Annotated in this window: 12 protein-coding genes; 7 read left to right on the top strand and 5 right to left on the bottom strand. The window is 65.0% G+C overall.

Annotated elements, in window-relative coordinates:
- Positions 1–42 precede the first annotated feature (42 nt).
- The 6 genes from treC to tadA all read left to right on the top strand — a co-directional run bounded on the left by treC (position 43) and on the right by tadA (position 8,054).
- Positions 43–1,692 (top strand): alpha,alpha-phosphotrehalase, encoded by a 1,650-nt coding sequence (treC, locus tag PVZ80_RS02660; protein WP_273863399.1) that lies wholly within the window; start codon positions 43–45, stop codon positions 1,690–1,692.
- 107 nt (positions 1,693–1,799) lie between these two features.
- Positions 1,800–3,023 (top strand): maltoporin, encoded by a 1,224-nt coding sequence (locus PVZ80_RS02655; RefSeq protein WP_028683311.1) that lies wholly within the window; start codon positions 1,800–1,802, stop codon positions 3,021–3,023.
- 60 nt (positions 3,024–3,083) lie between these two features.
- Positions 3,084–5,621, top strand: a complete 2,538-nt coding sequence (gene ptsP / locus PVZ80_RS02650) for a phosphoenolpyruvate--protein phosphotransferase (protein WP_273863398.1) — start codon at positions 3,084–3,086, stop codon at positions 5,619–5,621.
- A gap of 2 nt (positions 5,622–5,623) precedes the next feature.
- The gene (locus PVZ80_RS02645; protein WP_016703473.1) at positions 5,624–5,920 is read left to right on the top strand and encodes a PTS transporter subunit EIIB; all 297 of its coding nucleotides are present in this window, start codon (positions 5,624–5,626) and stop codon (positions 5,918–5,920) included.
- Positions 5,921–6,183: 263 nt separating this feature from the next.
- A complete protein-coding gene (locus PVZ80_RS02640) occupies positions 6,184–7,560 on the top strand; it encodes a multicopper oxidase family protein (RefSeq protein ID WP_257372789.1) in 1,377 nt (458 codons plus the stop codon).
- Complete coding sequence (gene tadA, locus PVZ80_RS02635) at positions 7,560–8,054, top strand: tRNA adenosine(34) deaminase TadA (protein ID WP_009050615.1); 495 nt, start codon at positions 7,560–7,562, stop codon at positions 8,052–8,054. The genes PVZ80_RS02640 and tadA overlap by 1 nt, the downstream gene beginning before the upstream one ends.
- A gap of 131 nt (positions 8,055–8,185) precedes the next feature.
- Here tadA and cmoB read toward each other — a convergent pair whose 3' ends face one another.
- From cmoB to lon, 5 genes are all read right to left on the bottom strand, one after another.
- Entirely contained in the window at positions 8,186–9,142 is a 957-nt protein-coding gene (gene cmoB, locus PVZ80_RS02630; RefSeq protein ID WP_009050614.1) for a tRNA 5-methoxyuridine(34)/uridine 5-oxyacetic acid(34) synthase CmoB, read from the bottom strand.
- Positions 9,139–9,882, bottom strand: a complete 744-nt coding sequence (cmoA, locus tag PVZ80_RS02625) for a carboxy-S-adenosyl-L-methionine synthase CmoA (RefSeq protein ID WP_009050613.1) — start codon at positions 9,880–9,882, stop codon at positions 9,139–9,141. The genes cmoB and cmoA overlap by 4 nt, the downstream gene beginning before the upstream one ends.
- 329 nt (positions 9,883–10,211) lie before the next feature.
- Complete coding sequence (locus PVZ80_RS02620; RefSeq protein WP_016703470.1) at positions 10,212–10,847, bottom strand: lysoplasmalogenase; 636 nt, start codon at positions 10,845–10,847, stop codon at positions 10,212–10,214.
- A 1-nt stretch (position 10,848) separates the two neighbouring features.
- Entirely contained in the window at positions 10,849–11,241 is a 393-nt protein-coding gene (locus tag PVZ80_RS02615) for a protease inhibitor I42 family protein (protein WP_009050611.1), read from the bottom strand.
- Between the two features lie 186 nt (positions 11,242–11,427).
- Complete coding sequence (gene lon / locus PVZ80_RS02610) at positions 11,428–13,848, bottom strand: endopeptidase La (protein ID WP_009050610.1); 2,421 nt, start codon at positions 13,846–13,848, stop codon at positions 11,428–11,430.
- Positions 13,849–14,252: 404 nt separating this feature from the next.
- On the opposite strand from lon, the gene PVZ80_RS02605 reads away from it, so the two are divergent.
- Positions 14,253–16,595: a putative bifunctional diguanylate cyclase/phosphodiesterase gene (locus PVZ80_RS02605; protein ID WP_016703469.1), complete on the top strand. Its 2,343-nt coding sequence runs from the start codon at positions 14,253–14,255 to the stop codon at positions 16,593–16,595.
- Positions 16,596–16,678: the final 83 nt, after the last annotated feature.

Genomic DNA, 16,678 nt, shown 5'->3' with positions numbered 1-16,678 from the left:
AGGCCCCCAAGGCCAGTACCCAACCCATTGAAGGAGTCCGCCATGCAAGACTGGCAGCGTTCGGTGATCTACCAGATCTACCCGAAGAGTTTCTACAGCCACAGCGGCCAGGCCACCGGCGACCTGCTGGGGGTGGTCGACAAGCTCGACTACCTGCATTGGCTGGGTGTCGATTGCCTGTGGCTCACCCCGTTCCTGCGCTCGCCCCAGCGCGACAACGGCTACGACATCAGCGACTACTACGCCATCGACCCGAGCTACGGGACCATGGCCGATTGCGAGTTGCTGATCGCCGAGGCCGGCAAGCGCGGCATCAAGCTGATGCTGGACATCGTGGTCAACCACACCTCCATCGAACATGAGTGGTTCCAGCAGGCCCGCAGCAGCCTCGACAACCCGTACCGCGACTTCTACATCTGGCGCGACCAGCCGAACAACTGGGAATCCAAGTTCGGCGGCTCCGCCTGGGAGTACGAAGCGCAGACCGGCCAGTACTACCTGCACCTGTTCGACCACACCCAGGCCGACCTCAACTGGGACAACCCCCGGGTGCGCGCCGAAGTGTTCAAGATGATGCGTTTCTGGCGCGACAAGGGCGTGGGCGGCTTCCGCCTGGACGTGATCAACCTGATCTCCAAGCCGGCCGATTTCCCGGAAGACGCCAGCGATGGCCGGCGCTTCTATACCGACGGCCCGAACGTGCACCCGTACCTGCAGCAGATGCATTGCGAGGTCTTCGAGGGCTTTGACCTGATCAATGTCGGCGAGATGTCCTCCACCAGCCTCGAGCACTGCATTCGTTATTCGCAGCCCGAGTCGAAAGAGCTGTCGATGACCTTCAACTTCCACCACCTGAAGGTCGATTACCCGAACCTGCAGAAGTGGATTCGCGCCGATTTCGACTTCCTCCAGCTCAAGCGCATCCTCTCCGACTGGCAGAGCGGCATGCAGGCCGGTGGCGGCTGGAACGCGCTGTTCTGGTGTAACCACGACCAGCCGCGGGTGGTGTCGCGTTTCGGCGACGACGGCGAGCACCGCGTGGTTTCGGCGAAGATGCTCGCCACTGCGCTGCACTTCCTCCAGGGCACGCCGTTCGTCTACCAGGGCGAGGAGCTGGGCATGACCAACCCCGGTTTTACCCACATCGACCAATACCGCGATGTCGAGACCCTGAACATCTACCGCCTCAAGCGCGAAACCGGTGACAGCGAGGCGGACAACATGGCGGCGATCATGCAGAAGTCCCGGGACAACGGGCGCACGCCGATGCAATGGAATGCCGGGACCCATGCCGGTTTCAGCAGCGTCGAACCCTGGATCGGCGTGCCGGCCAGTGCCGCGCAAATCAACGTCGAGCAGCAGCTCGAAGACCCGGATTCGGTGTTGCACCACTACCGCCAGCTGATTGCCCTGCGTCGTCGCGAGCCGCTGATCCAGGACGGCGAATATCGCCCGCTGCTGGCCGAGCACCCGCAGGTCTGGGCCTATCTGCGCGAGGGTCAGGGCGAGCGCCTGCTGGTGGTGAACAATTTCTACGGCAGCGCCTGCGAAGTGCAGTTGCCGGAGGGAGTGATGACCGAGCGCATGGAGCAGCGCTTGGTCATCAGCAACTACGCGGACCATGAAACCCGCAGCCGCCAGCTGTTCCTGCGGCCTTACGAGTCCTTTGTCCTGCACCTGATCGACCGCTGACAACCTTCCCCGCATGAGCGCGGCGTGCCCGGCACACCGCGAGCTTTCGCTCGCCGGTAGGGGGGCGCCTGCGGGGCACACACAGAATAAAAATAATGGGGTGGCTTATGAAAACAACAATAAATCGCGGCCTTGCAGCCTCTTGCGTCTGCCTGGCCTTGCCGTTCCCGGCCCAGGCCCTGGAGTTCGCCGGTTACCTGCGCAGCGGTCTCGGGACCTCGGTCAACAGCAGCTCGCAGTCGTGTTTCCAACTGCCCGGCGCCCAGTCCAAATACCGCCTGGGCAACGAGTGCGAACAGTACGCCGAGCTGGAACTGCGCCAGGACCTCTACACCCTGGACGACGGCTCGGTATTCAGCGTCGACGCCATGGCGTCGCTCTATAACCAGTACGACCGCAGCCTGACTTTCCAGGGCGACAACGGCTCGGCGCGCATGCCGCAGATGTATGCCCAGTGGTCGAACATGCCCAGCCTCAATGGCGGCTCGCTGTGGGCTGGCCGGCGTTACTACAAGCGTAACGACATCCATATCTCCGACTTCTACTACTGGAACCAGAGCGCCACCGGCGGCGGTATCGAGGACGTGCTGATCGGCGACCTGAAATACAGCTACGCCTTCTCGCGCAAGGACAACCTGTACCAGAAGGACTACATCAACCGGCACGATTTCAACGTTGCCGGTTTCAAGACCAACCCCGGCGGCGAGCTGGAGCTGGGCCTGAGCTACATCGACAAGCCCGACAGCCGCGACGCCCATCGGGGTTGGGCGATCACCGCCCAGCACGTGCAGAAGGACTTCCTGGGCGGCAAGAACAAGCTGGCGTTGCAGTACGGCGAAGGCCCGGGTACCGGGCTGGGTTACACCGGCAATGTGCAACTGGACGACAGCAACAAGAGCTACCGGCTGGTGGAGTTCTTCGACTGGCAACTGACCCCGCGCTTTGGCGGGCAGGTCGAAGCGATCTACCAGAAAGACATCCGCCCCGACGGTAACGACCAGAACTGGATCTCCCTGGGTATCCGCCCGGCCTATGCGATCAGCGAGCAGTTCAAGCTGGTCACCGAACTGGGCCACGACCAGGTCGAGGCCCCCGGCGGCACGCGCAAGCTCAGCAAGTTCACCTTCGCCCCGACCTGGTCGCCCAAGGGCCCGGAATTCTGGGCGCGCCCCGAGGTGCGCCTGTACTACACCTATGCCAGCTGGAACCAGGCCGCCAAGCGCGCGGCGAATGAGCTGGCGGCGGGCTCGGCGTTGTCCGATACCGGCGCCTTCGGCACGGCCAGGCATGGTGCGAACGTCGGATTGCAGGTCGAGTACTGGTGGAAATAAGCGATGCTGTCGGGGCTCGCGCTCCATCGGCACTTACAAGAACAAACAGCAGGTGAAGTCATGGCTACAACCCAACAATTGCAACTGCTCGCGCCGCTGTCCGGGCTGTTGATACCCCTGGAGCAAGTGCCGGACCCGGTGTTCTCCAGCCGGGTCATCGGTGACGGCCTGTGCATCGACCCGACCTCGCAGACCCTGCGCGCGCCGCTGGCCGGAGTGGTCAGCAACGTGCAGGACAGTGGCCATGCGGTGAGCATCACTGACGACAACGGGGTGCAGGTGCTGATGCACATCGGCCTGGACACGGTGAACCTGGCGGGCAAGGGCTTTAGCCGCCTGGTGCAGGAGGGCCAACGGGTCGAGGCCGGGCAGCCGCTGATCGAGTTCGATGCCGACTACATCGCCGTGCATGCCCGCAGCCTGTTGACGCTGATGCTGGTGGTCAGTGGCGAGCCCTTCACCTGGCTGACTGCGAACAGTGCACTGGTGGACAGTGGCCAGCCGCTGTTGCAGTTGAGCCTGGGCGAGCCTGCGCCAAGCACAGAGCCCGAGGAGGAGGGCGAGGCGCTGTTCTCCAAACCCGTGACGCTGCCTAATCCCAATGGCCTGCATGCGCGCCCGGCGGCGGTGTTCGCCCAGGCGGCCAAGGGCTTCAAGGCGAGCATCTGCCTGCACAAGCAGCAGGCCAGCGCCAACGCCAAGTCCCTGGTGGCGATCATGGCGTTGCAGACCGCGCAGGGCGATGCCTTGCAAGTCAGCGCGGCGGGCGCGGATGCCGAGGCGGCGATCAAGGCCCTGGCCGAGTTGCTGGCGAGTGGTTGTGGCGAGGCGGTGAGCGCGGTGATCGCCGCCAAACCTGTGGCGCCGGTTGCCGCGCCATCGGGCAAGTTGCTGCGGGGCGTCTGCGCCTCGACGGGATCGGCCTTCGGGCAGGTGGTGCAGGTGGCCGAGCAGAAGCTCGAGATTATCGAACTCGCCGCCGATCAGGCGGTGCAACGCGAGCTGCTGGAGCGGGCGCTGGCGCAGGCCACCGAGGCCTTGCAAGTCCTGCGGGACAAGGCCGCCAGCACCGCCCAGGGCGAGATATTCAAGGCTCACCAGGAACTGCTGGAAGACCCGAGCCTGCTGGAGCAGGCCCATGCCCTGATCGCCGACGGCAAAAGCGCGGCATTCGCCTGGAACAGCGCCACCGAGGCCACCGCCGAGCTGTTCAAGGGCCTGGGCAATCCGTTGCTGGCCGAGCGCGCCCTGGACCTGATGGATGTCGGGCAGCGGGTGCTCAAGTTACTGCTGGGCGTGCAGGACAGCGCCTGGGCCCTGCCGGAGCAGGCGATCCTGATTGCCGAGCAGCTCACCCCGTCCCAGACCGCCGGCCTCGATACCCGCAAGGTGCTGGGGTTTGCCACGGTCGGCGGCGGCGCCACCAGCCATGTGGCGATTCTGGCCCGGGCCCTGGGCTTGCCGGCGGTCTGCGGCCTGCCGGTACAGGTACTGGCGTTGGCCAGCGGCACGCCGGTGCTGCTGGATGCCGACCAGGGTGAATTGCACCTGGACCCGAAGCTGGCGGTGATCGAGCAGTTGCAGGCCCGGCGTCAGCAGCAACAGCAGCGCCAGCGCCAGGAGCTGGAACAGGCCGCCGAGGCCGCGGTGACCCGCGACGGCCATCATGTCGAGGTGACGGCCAACGTCGCTTCGCTGGCCGAGGCCGAGCAAGCCATGGACCTGGGCGGGGAGGGCGTCGGCCTGCTGCGCTCGGAGTTTCTTTACCAGGACCGCAGCGTCGCCCCGAGCCATGAAGAACAGGCCGCGACCTACAGCGCCATCGCCCGGGCTCTGGGGCCAGAGCGCAACCTGGTGGTACGGACCCTGGATGTCGGCGGCGACAAACCGCTGGCCTATGTGCCGATGGAGCCTGAAGCCAACCCCTTCCTCGGCATGCGCGGGATCCGCCTGTGCCTGGAGCGCCCGCAGCTGTTGCGCGAACAGTTCCGGGCGATCCTCGCCAGCGCGGGGCTGGCCCGCCTGCACATCATGCTGCCGATGGTCACCCAGCTGGCGGAATTGCGGCAGGCGCGGCAGATGCTGGAGGACGAAGCCCTGGCCCTGGGGCTCAAGGAGTTGCCGAAGCTGGGGATCATGATCGAAGTGCCGTCGGCGGCGCTGCTGGCCGACCTGTTCGCGCCGGAGGTGGATTTCTTCTCCATCGGCACCAACGACCTGACCCAGTACACCCTGGCCATGGACCGCGATCATCCGCGCCTGGCCAGCCAGGCCGACAGTTTCAATCCGGCGGTGCTGCGTCTGATCGCCTCCACGGTCAAGGCTGCCCATGCCCACGGCAAGTGGGTCGGCGTCTGCGGGGCGCTGGCTTCGGAACCCCTGGCGGTGCCGCTGCTGCTGGGGCTGGGGGTGGACGAACTGTCGGTCAGTGTGCCGTTGATTCCGGCGATCAAGGCCCGCGTGCGCGAGGTCGAGCTGAGCCAGTGCCAGGCCCTTGCCGGACGCATTCTCGGCCTGGAAAGCGCCGAGCAGGTACGCGACGCCTTGCACCAGCATCAGCAATCGACGCTGGCCCCTTCACTGGTTCTGGAGAACTGAACATGTTCGAGAAATTGCAGCGGGCGTTCTGGAAAGCCCTGACCCCGGACCTGGTGCCTGACCAGCCGAAAACCACAGCCCGCCCCACCGGCGATGCCGTCCTGAGCCCAGAGCTATTGGCAGCCCTGGGCGGGGCGAATAACCTCAAGACCCAGCAGCGCGTGGCCCTGACCCGGGTGCGGGTGGAATTGCATGATCCGACCTTGCTCGATGTTGTGGCCTTACGCAGCGCTGGCGTGCTCGGGACGATGGCGCTGGCGGGAGGCGTGGTGCATCTGCTTGTCGGGTTATCTGCGTAGCCGCTGTCGAGCCTGGGTTTATGCGAGTGCTGCGCACTCGATCGCGAGCAAGCTCGCTCCTACAGGACTGCATATTCCCCTGTAGGAGCGAGCTTGCTCGCGATAGCGTCCGAATGATCAGCGCCTTTTTTTCTTCACATGTCATGGCCCCACCCACCTGCGGCCGCTTGCCGCGCCGCCCTTACTGTTTCTCAACTGCGGGTGTATCGTATTCGCCTTTTGCGGGTCCTGGCCCGCCGCGGATACGTGAGGTAGTTGAGTCCATGTCCTTTACCCGTCGACAGATACTCGGTGGTCTGGCCGGTCTTGCAGTGGTTGGCGTGGGCGCCGGTGGCGCGTCGCGTTACTGGCTGGGCAAGATGGCCGACGCCGAGGCAGGCCACGATTATCAACTGATCGCCGCGCCGCTGGACGTCGAGCTGGTGCCGGGCCACAAGACCGAAGCCTGGGCCTTCGGCCCTTCCGCGCCGGGCACCGAGCTGCGGGTGCGCCAGGGCGAGTGGCTGCGGGTGCGCTTCATCAACCACCTGCCGGTGGCCACCACCATCCACTGGCACGGCATCCGCCTGCCGCTGGAAATGGACGGCGTACCTTACGTCTCGCAATTGCCGGTCATGCCGGGCGAGTACTTCGACTACAAGTTCCGCGTGCCGGATGCCGGCAGCTACTGGTACCACCCCCACGTCAACAGCAGCGAAGAACTGGGCCGCGGCCTGGTCGGCCCGCTGATCATCGAAGAGCGCGAGCCCACCGGCTTCAAGTACGAACGCACCCTGAGCCTGAAAAGCTGGCATGTGGATGAAGCCGGCGCCTTCGTGCCGTTCAGCATCCCCCGCGAGGCGGCGCGTGGTGGCACGGCGGGGCGCCTGTCGACCATCAACGGCGTGTCCCAGGGGGTGGTGGAGATCCCGGCCGGGCAGATCACCCGCGTGCGCCTGCTCAACCTCGACAACACCCTGACCTACCGCATCAACATCCCCGGTGTCGAAGCGCAGATCTATGCCCTGGACGGCAACCCCATCGAGCCGAGGCCGTTGGGCAAGGAATACTGGCTGGGGCCGGGCATGCGCATCTGCCTGGCGATCAAGGCGCCGCCGGCCGGCGAAGAGCTGTCGCTGCGCAACGGCCCGGTGCGCCTGGGCACCTTGCGTTCGGTGGCCAACAGCGACGCGCCGACCGAGTGGCCGCCGGCGTTGCCAGCCAACCCGATCGCCGAGCCGGACCTGGATAACGCCGAGAAGCTCAACTTCAACTTCGAGTGGGTTGGCTCGGTCTCGGTGAACGTGGACAATGGCAGGCCACCGAGCCTCTGGCAGATCAACGGCAAGGCCTGGGACATCACCGACAAGACCTGCGCCGACCGCCCGATCGCCACGCTCAAGAAGGGCCAGAGCTACATTTTCGAATTGAAGAACATGACTCAGTACCAGCACCCGATCCACTTGCACGGCATGAGCTTCAAGGTCATCGCCTCGAACCGCAAGAAGATCACCCCGTACTTCACCGACACCTACCTGCTGGGTAAGAACGAGCGTGCCCGGGTGGCGCTGGTGGCGGATAACCCGGGGGTGTGGATGTTCCATTGCCATGTGATCGACCACATGGAAACCGGCCTGATGGCCGCCATCGAGGTGGCCTGATGCGGCAGATTCGCCCCGCCCGGATCATCGATCGCAGCCGCGACCAGGAGTTCATGCGTGAAGCCCTGGCCCTGGCCGCCCAGGGCGCGGCCCTGGGCGAGGTGCCGGTGGGCGCGGTGCTGGTGCAGGACGGGGAAATCATCGGTCGCGGCTACAACTGCCCGATCAGCGGCAGCGATCCCAGCGCCCACGCGGAAATGGTTGCGATCCGCGCCGCGGCCCAGGCGGTCGACAACTATCGCCTGCCCGGCAGCACCCTCTACGTGACTCTGGAACCGTGCAGCATGTGCGCCGGGCTGATCGTGCATTCGCGTATCGCCCGGGTGGTGTACGGCGCGCTGGAGCCCAAGGCGGGCATCGTGCAGAGCCAGGGGCAGTTCTTCAGCCAGGGGTTTCTCAACCATCGAGTGCTGGTCGAGGGCGGGGTGCTGGCCGAAGAGTGCGGCGCGGTGTTGAGCGAGTTCTTCAAGGCACGCCGCGCCAGCCGCAACTGAGCACCTTCCTCTTCTGTAGGAGCGAAGCTTGCTCGCGATGACGCCAGCCCGGGCCATGCATACCTCGAACCTGGCGTGACGCTTGAAATCGCTATCGCGGGCAAGCCTCGCTCCTACACGGTGTGGGGCATTTATTTCCTGGCGACGATAACGGCGCGCATCGGCGCCGGCAGGCCTTCGATGGTCTTGCTGTGGTCGTTCGGGTCGAGGAAGTCGCTCAGCGACTGGTACTTCATCCACTCGGTGCCACGCTGTTCCTCGACACTGGTCACGCTCACATCCACGCAACGCACATCGCTGAAGCCGGCGCGGCGCAGCCAGAGTTCCAGGGCCGGCACCGACGGCAGGAACCACACGTTACGCATCTGCGCATAGCGGTCTTCCGGCACCAGCACCTGATGCTGGTCGCCTTCCACCACCAGGGTTTCCAGCACCAGTTCGCCGCCCTTGACCAGGCAGTCCTTGAGCGCCAGCAGATGCTCGATCGGCGAGCGGCGGTGGTAGAACACGCCCATGGAAAACACCGTGTCGAAGCCTTCCAGGTTGGCCGGCAGGTCTTCGAAGGGGAACGGCAGGTGCCACACCGCGGGCTCCGACAGGTAACGCTGCACCGCCTGGAACTGGCAGAAGAACAGCCAGTTCGGGTCGACACCGATCACGCTGTGGGCGCCGGCGCCGAGCATGCGCCACATGTAGTAGCCGTTGCCGCAGCCGACATCGAGGATGCGTTTGCCTTGCAGGTTCAGGTGCGGAGCGACCCGCGACCACTTCCAGTCCGAGCGCCATTCGGTGTCCACATGCACGCCGAACAGGTCGAACGGGCCCTTGCGCCAGGGCGACAGGCCCATCAGCGCGCTGCGCATCTGGGCGCGGGTGGCGTCGTCGCAGTCGGTGTCCAGGGTCAGGCCATTGAGCAGGTCGATGGTGCTCGGCTGGATCTTCGGCAGCGCGTCCAGCGCGCTCTGCCAGCGCTCCAGGTCGCCGTGGCCCTTTTCCATCTTGGTGTCGAGTTGCGCTTGCAGGGTGTTGGCCCAGTCGGCCAGCGGCGTACCGGCCAGGCGGCGGGCGAGGGGGGACAGATCGATCATGGCAAGGCAATCAACGAGGCAAAGTTAAGACACTGGAACCACGGCACGACTTTCGAGAACCCGGCGGCCAGCAGGCGTTCGCGGTGTTCTTCGAGGCTGTCGGGCTTCATGACGTTTTCGATGGCGCTGCGTTTCTGGGCGATTTCCAGTTCGCTGTAGCCGTTGGCGCGCTTGAAAGCGATGTGCAGGTCGGTGAGCAGCGCATGCTCCTCGGGGTCATTGAAGCGCAGCTTCTCCGAGAGGATCAGCGCGCCACCGGGCAGCAGCGCCTGGCGAATACGCCCGAGCAGGGCCAGGCGCTGTTCGGGGGCGATGAACTGCAGGGTGAAGTTCAGCGCCACCACCGAGGCCGGCTGGAACTCCAGGGCGAGGATGTCGCCTTCGATCACTTCGACCGGCAGCAGCTCCTGGAACATCGAGTCCTGGCCGTTGAGGTACTCGCGGCAGCGCTCGACCATGGCCGCCGAGTTATCCACCGCGATCACCCGGCAGCCGTCGGTGCGCACATGGCGGCGCAGGGCCTGGGTCACGGCGCCGAGGGACGAGCCCAGGTCGTAGAGCACGCTGTTGGGTTGGGCGAACTGGGCGGCGAGCACGCCGAGGTTCTCGACAATGGTCGGGTAACCCGGCACCGAGCGCTTGATCATGTCCGGGAACACCCGCACCACGTCTTCGTTGAAGGCGAAGTCGGGCACCTGGGCCAGGGGCTGGGCGAAAAGGCGGTCGGGTTCTTTGCTCACGGCGGTTCCAGCGGTGGAGATAGAAAGAGGGCCGGCATTGTAGCCGCTGCCGCAGGCTGCGATAAGGCCCGAAGGGCCTTTGGGGCCGTAAGGGCGACACAAGGTGGATGCCCCACCTGTGACCCTGTAGCCGCTGCCGAGCCCGCGAGGCTGCGCATGAGGACGCAGTCCTCGCAAGGCCTGTGCATGGAGTTTATCTGAAGGACCGCGGTGGCCGGTTTTACGGCCGCTTCGTCGGAATGCCGCCCAGACCGATCGCAGCCTCGCAAGCTCGGCAGCGGCTACAGGGCTACAGGGCTACAGGGCTACAGGGCTACAGGGCTATAGGCTCAGCGGGGCTTCTGGCTGAAGGCCGAGGCCGCGATCCCCCATTGCCCCAGCCAGTAACTGAGGATGATCAGGTAGGGCGCGGCATCGAAGGCCACCACAAAACGGCTGATGCCGATCACGCTGTCGGAGAACACGAAGGCCACGGCGCCGGCGGCGGCCAGTTGCGCCGAGCGCTTGGGCACGTCGCTGCCCAGGCGGGCCAGGGCGCGCCAGAGCATGGCACTGATGACCAGGCCGTAGACGATCACCGGCACCAGCAACGGGCCCAGGCCATGGCTGATCAGAAGGCCCAGCAACGCCGCGCCGGCGACCAGGGCCAGCAGCAGGGGGACGGGCGCCAGGCGCCGGCAATCGCTGGTATAGGCCTTGAGATAGGCCAGGTGCGCGACCAGGAAGGCGCCGAGGCCGAACACGAACAGGTCGGCGGGCCAGGCCAGCAGCACGTCGCCGAGCAGGGAGAACAACAGGCCGAGGCTGATCCAGCGGCGATAGTCGCCGGGAGGTGCATCGTGCAGCCAGCCGAGCAGGGCCAGCACCGGCAGCGGCTTGACCAGCAGGCACAACAGGGTGGCGTGGATGCTCAGGCCGTAGAGGAAGGTCGCCGCGCCCATCAGCGCCAGGATCAGCCAGCCCATGTCACTTGACCGAAATGGCGCAGTCGAAGGCTTTCACCGGTGCGACTTCCGGGGCCCAGGGTTGCTGATAGGTCAGCAGCAGGCGCCCGGTGCCGGCGGCAAAAGCCTGGAAGCGCCAGGTGGACTGGCCGGCGCTGCCCACCAGGCCGCTGTCTTCGGGATTGCTGTAGACCTCGGGGCTGACTTTGCGCAGCACGCCGCCGGCCGAGTCCTGGATCGCCCAGCGATAACCCGTGGTCGGGTTGCTCGGCAGGGTCAGGATCAGGTTTTGCCCGTTGCTCAGTTGCACTGGGCATTCGCTCTGGTTCTCGACCGTGACGTTTTGCTTGGGTTGGCTGGCGCAGGCGGCGAGCAGGGCAAGGCTGAGGGGTAGCAACAGACGAATCGGTGACATGGGTCAGAAAGCTCCGGTCATGACAAAGGGCGAGCATAACCGAAGATGGGGGAATCTGTGGTGGGGTAGGCGAGACGTTGTAGGAGCGAGCTTGCTCGCGATAAGCCATCAAGGATAGCGCTGGGCGGCGGATACACCGCCGCTGTGCGGCTATCGCGAGCAAGCTCCGCTCCTACAGGTCTGCGTTTAGAACAGCACTTTCGCCACATCGGCGAAACGCTTGGCGAAGTGCACGGTGATGCCTTCCTTGAGGTAGTCCGGCAGCTCTTCGAAGTGGCCGCGGTTGGCTTCCGGCAGGATCAGCTCGTAGAGCTTCTGCCGGCGCGCCGCGATGACTTTCTCGCGCACCCCGCCGATGGGCAGGACATGCCCGGTCAGGGTCAGCTCGCCGGTCATGGCCACGCCCTTTTTCGGCGGCTGGTTACGCGCCAGGGACAGCAGGGCGCTGGCCATGGTCACCCCGGCGCTCGGGCCATCCTTCGGCGTGGCGCCTTCCGGCACGTGCAGGTGGACGAACGCCTCGTCGAAGAACTTCGCATCGCCACCGAACTGCTTGAGGTGCGAGGTGACGTAGCTGTAGGCGATTTCCGCCGACTCCTTCATCACATCCCCCAGTTGCCCGGTGAGCTTGAAACCACGGTTGAGGGTATGAATCCGCGTGGCTTCGATCGGCAGCGTGGCGCCGCCCAGGCTGGTCCAGGCCAGGCCGGTGATCACCCCGGTGCCGCTGAGCACCTGCTCGTTGCGGAACACCGGCATGCCCAGGGAGGCTTCCAGGTCCTTGGTGCCGAGCTTGATCACCGCATCCGGATCTTCCAGCAGCCGCACCACGGCCTTGCGCACCAGTTTGCCCAGCTGTTTTTCCAGCTGGCGCACCCCGGCCTCGCGGGCGTAACCATCGATCACCGCGCGCAGGGCGGCGTCGCTGATACTCAGGTGGGCCTTGGACACCCCGGCCTTTTCCAGCTGCTTGGGCCACAGGTGGCGCTTGGCGATGGCCAGCTTTTCCTCGGTGATGTAGCCCGACAGGCGAATCACTTCCATCCGGTCCAGCAACGGGCCGGGAATCGAATCCAGGGTATTGGCGGTGCACACGAACAGCACTTTCGACAGGTCCAGGCGCAGGTCCAGGTAGTGGTCGAGAAATTCCACGTTCTGTTCCGGGTCGAGGGTTTCCAGCAGCGCCGAGGCCGGGTCGCCCTGGTAGCTCTGGCCCATCTTGTCGATCTCGTCGAGCATGATCACCGGGTTCATCACTTCGACGTCTTTCAACGCCTGCACCAGCTTGCCCGGCAGGGCGCCGATGTAGGTGCGACGGTGGCCCTTGATCTCGGCCTCGTCACGCATGCCGCCGACGCTGAAGCGGTAGAACGGCCGGCCCAGGGACTCGGCGATGGACTTGCCGACGCTGGTCTTGCCCACGCCGGGCGGGCCCACCAGCAGTACGATGGAACCGCTGATCTCGCCCTTGTAGGCGCCGACCGCGAGGAATTCGAGGATCCGGCTCTTGATGTCGTCGAGCCCGGCGTGATGCTGGTCCAGCACCTTGCGCGCATGCTTGAGGTCGAGCTTGTCCTCGCCGTACACGCCCCAGGGCACCGCGGTGGCCCATTCCAGGTAGTTGCGGGTGACCGCGTACTCCGGCGAGCCGGTCTCGAGGATCGACAGTTTGTTCATCTCTTCCACGATGCGCTTCTGGGCCTGGGGCGGCAGGACCTTGCCTGCCAGGCGCTGCTCGAACTGCTCGATGTCGGCGCTGCGATCGTCCTTGGTCAGACCCAGCTCCTGCTGGATGACCTTGAGCTGTTCCTTGAGGAAGAACTCGCGCTGATGCTCGCCGATCTTGCGATTGACCTCGGCGGAAATCTCTTTCTGCAGGCGCGCGACCTCGACTTCCTTGCGCAGCATCGGCAGGACTTTTTCCATGCGCTTGAGCATCGGTACGCAGTCCAGCACTTCCTGCAGTTCGTTGCCGGTGGCCGAGGTCAGCGCGGCGGCGAAGTCGGTCAGCGGCGACGGGTCGTTGGGGCTGAAGCGGTTGAGGTAGTTCTTCAGCTCTTCGCTGTACAGCGGGTTGAGCGGCAGCAGTTCCTTGATCGCATTGATCAGCGCCATGCCGTAGGCCTTGACCTCGTCGGTCGGCTCGCTCGGCTGATGCGGGTACTCGACCTCCACCAGGTACGGCGGGCGATGGTGCTTGAGCCAGGTGCGGATGCGCACGCGGGTCAGGCCCTGGGCCACGAACTGCAACTTGCCGTTTTCGCGGCTGGCGTGGTGCACCTTGACCAGGGTGCCGTACAGCGGCAGGGCCGAGGTGTCGAAATGCCGTGGGTCTTCCGGTGGGGTGTCCATGAAGAACAGCGCCAGCGAATGGTGTTCGGACTTGCTCACCAATTCCAGGGTTTCGGCCCAGGGTTCTTCGTTGACGATCACCGGCAAGACTTGCGCGGGGAAGAACGGCCGATTGTGGATCGGGATGATGTAGACCTTGTCCGGCAGATTCTGCCCGGGCAGGGCCAGACCCTTGCCGGAGGATGTATGGAGTTCGGCGTTTTCCGGGTCGGCGTATTCACTCATGGTTTCAGGAAGTTCTTGCTGGTCGCTCATGGGGCACCTGCGCAATGGGGTATGCCAGGTTAGATGGGGCAGGTGACGAGCGGTTTCAATGGCGGGCGGGCCGGATCAATTATTTCAGTCCTTGTCGCCGCGACGCGGTGCATCCTCCAAAACGGCGAGGGCGAGGCTGTCATTTCTGCGCAGGAACGCTGGTAAATTGGCGGCGACAGAAAAATGACATTGTAAACCCCCTGATTTTATTGCGTGATCTTCTTGTCTTGGCGGTCTAATCTGGACCGATTAAATGCTGTCAGGGAAATGGCATTTATTTGACGCATCTTTAGCTGCCCAGAGGGACGCGTAATGATCAAGGGACTTTTCAGCGGGGAGCGGCGGGTGTCGCCGTGGGTGTGCAGAGTCGACAACAGTGAGGTCGCGGCGACGAGAGCCGGCTCATGAAGTGGCGCCATACGTTCCAGGTAAGGATCACTGGGGTATTGGCGTTGTTGCTGTTGATCGTGATCGGGGTGGTGTACTTCGCCGTCAAGGCCGCGACCAACCATGCAGTGGAAAACCAGGCGCAAGTGCAGCTGCAAACCGGCACCCGGGTCTTCGAACGCCTGCTCGAACTGCGCGGCCGGCGCTTGCGTTATGGCGTGGACTGGCTGGTGGTGGATGCGCAGTTTCGCCAGGCGGTGATCAGCGGCGACTCGCAGCAGATTCTCGAGGCGCTGCGCCAGCATGGCACTGGCACCCGTGGCAGCGAGCTGTTCGTGCTCGGCGCCGAAGGCACGGTGATCGCCAGCACCCTGGGGGCGATCACCGAGCACGAGCATTTCCCTTACGACCGCGCGCTGCGCATGGCCCTGCGGCAGAACAAAAGCATGTTGATCGTCGCGCTCAAGGGCCAGCCTTATCTGCTGGTCCAGGGGCAGGTGCTGACGCCGATGCACATGAACCGGGTGGTCATGGCGTTTCGCATGGACGACCTGTTCGCCAGCGAACTGCGCTCCATGAGCAACCTGGAAGTGTCTTTCCTCACTCTGCAGGACGGGCGCGCCGGGGAACTGTTCAGCACTCAGCCGGACATTTTCTGGGCCACCATCATCACCACCCTGCGCAACTCGTCCTGGCGCGCGCTACCGCAGTTGAGCGATGCCCACGGCAAGCGCTTCCTCAATCAGGCCTTGCAACTGGCCAACACCGACGATCCCGACGACCCCCAGGTTCTGGCGTTGCTGCAAAGCCCGCTGGATCACGCCTTGCAGGCTTTCGCGCCGCTGGACCGGGAATTCCTGGCGATCGCCCTGGCAGCACTGGTGGTGTCGCTGGCCGGCGCCCTGTTCATGGCGCGGCGGGTGTCGCGGCCGCTGAATGTGCTGGCCGAGGCTGCCCAACGCATCGGCACCGGCAACTACCAGGTGCCGGTGGTGCTCAAGCGCACCGACGAGTTCGGTTTGCTGGCCGAGGCGATCAACGCCATGCAGAGCGGGATTGCCAGCCGCGAGCTGCAACTGGCCCACAACGCCCTGCACGATCCCTTGACCGGCCTGCCCAACCGGGCGCTGGCCATGGAGCGCCTGAGCAATGCCATCAGCGCCGGGCGCAAGGTGGTGCTGCTGTACCTGGGTATCGAGGACTATCGGGCGATCAACGAAGGCCTGGGCCCGGAAGGGGTGGAGCAGATGATGCGCGAAGTCAGCCGGCGGCTGTCGGAGACGGTGTCCACCGGGGACACCGCGGCACGGATCACCGCCAATGAGTTCCTGTTGCTGCTGGAAAACACCGAGATCGATGGCGCGGTGGCCATGGCCGATCGGCTCCACGCGCTATTGAGCCGGCCGCAGACCATCCATGGCGATGAAGTGCAGCGCCAGGTGTGCATCGGCGTGGCGGTCTATCCCACCGACGGGCAGTCGGCGGAAGAACTGATCAGCCGCGCCGCCATCGCCCGCCACGACGCGGCCGCCCAGCCCGGTTACCTGCAGATCTACCAGCAGGATCGCGACCTGGCCCATCAGCGCCAGATCGGGCTGATCCGCGACCTGCGCCGGGCCGCGGCGGAAGGCGAGCTGTTCTTGCTGTACCAGCCCAAGCTCGACCTGCGCCATGGCCATGTGCACCAGGCCGAAGCCTTGCTGCGCTGGCAGCACCCGGAGTTCGGCATGGTCTCGCCGGCGGAGTTCATCCCCCTGGCCGAGCGCACCGGCAGCATGAACAGCCTGACCCTGTGGGTGATCGAGGAAGGCATGCGGCAACTGGCCGAATGGAACATGCGTGGGCTGCATTTGCAGTTGTCGCTGAACATCTCGGCGGACGATCTGCATGGCCACGACCTGGCGGCGCGGGTGAGCGTGTTGCTGCAACGTTATCGACTGTCCGCCGAGCAGCTGATTTTCGAGATCACCGAGAGCGCCATCATGCGCCACCCGGAGCAGGCGCTGGAGGTGTTGCAGAGCCTGCGCGACTGCGGCATCAGCCTGTCGGTGGACGACTTCGGCACCGGCTATTCGTCGCTGGCGCAATTGCAGCGGCTGCCGGTGCAGGAGTTGAAGATCGACCAGTCGTTTATCCGCAACCTCGACGAAACCAGCGGCGACGCGGTGATCGTGCGCTCCACCATCGAGATGAGCCACAACCTGGGGCTCAAGGTGGTGGCCGAAGGGGTGGAGCAGGAACGCAGCCTGCGCCTGCTGGAGCGCTGGCACTGCGACACGGCCCAGGGCTACCTGATCAGCCGGCCGCTCAGCGCCGCGGCCTTCGAGGCCTGGCTGTTGAAGTCGCGGATTTCCAGCTGAGCAGCGCCGCGTGGCCGCTCCGGGTGCTGTGGCCGGACATCCGCAGGCCCTGTTTCACAGTGTGAAGTGGTCGCCATGAACCA

The sequence above is a fragment of the Pseudomonas sp. B3G-3 genome (assembly GCF_028640915.1).
GTDB lineage: Bacteria > Pseudomonadota > Gammaproteobacteria > Pseudomonadales > Pseudomonadaceae > Aquipseudomonas > Aquipseudomonas chlororaphis_I.
The sequence above is the reverse complement of the archived record's forward strand: the minus strand, read 5'-3'. Positions and strand labels throughout refer to the sequence as shown.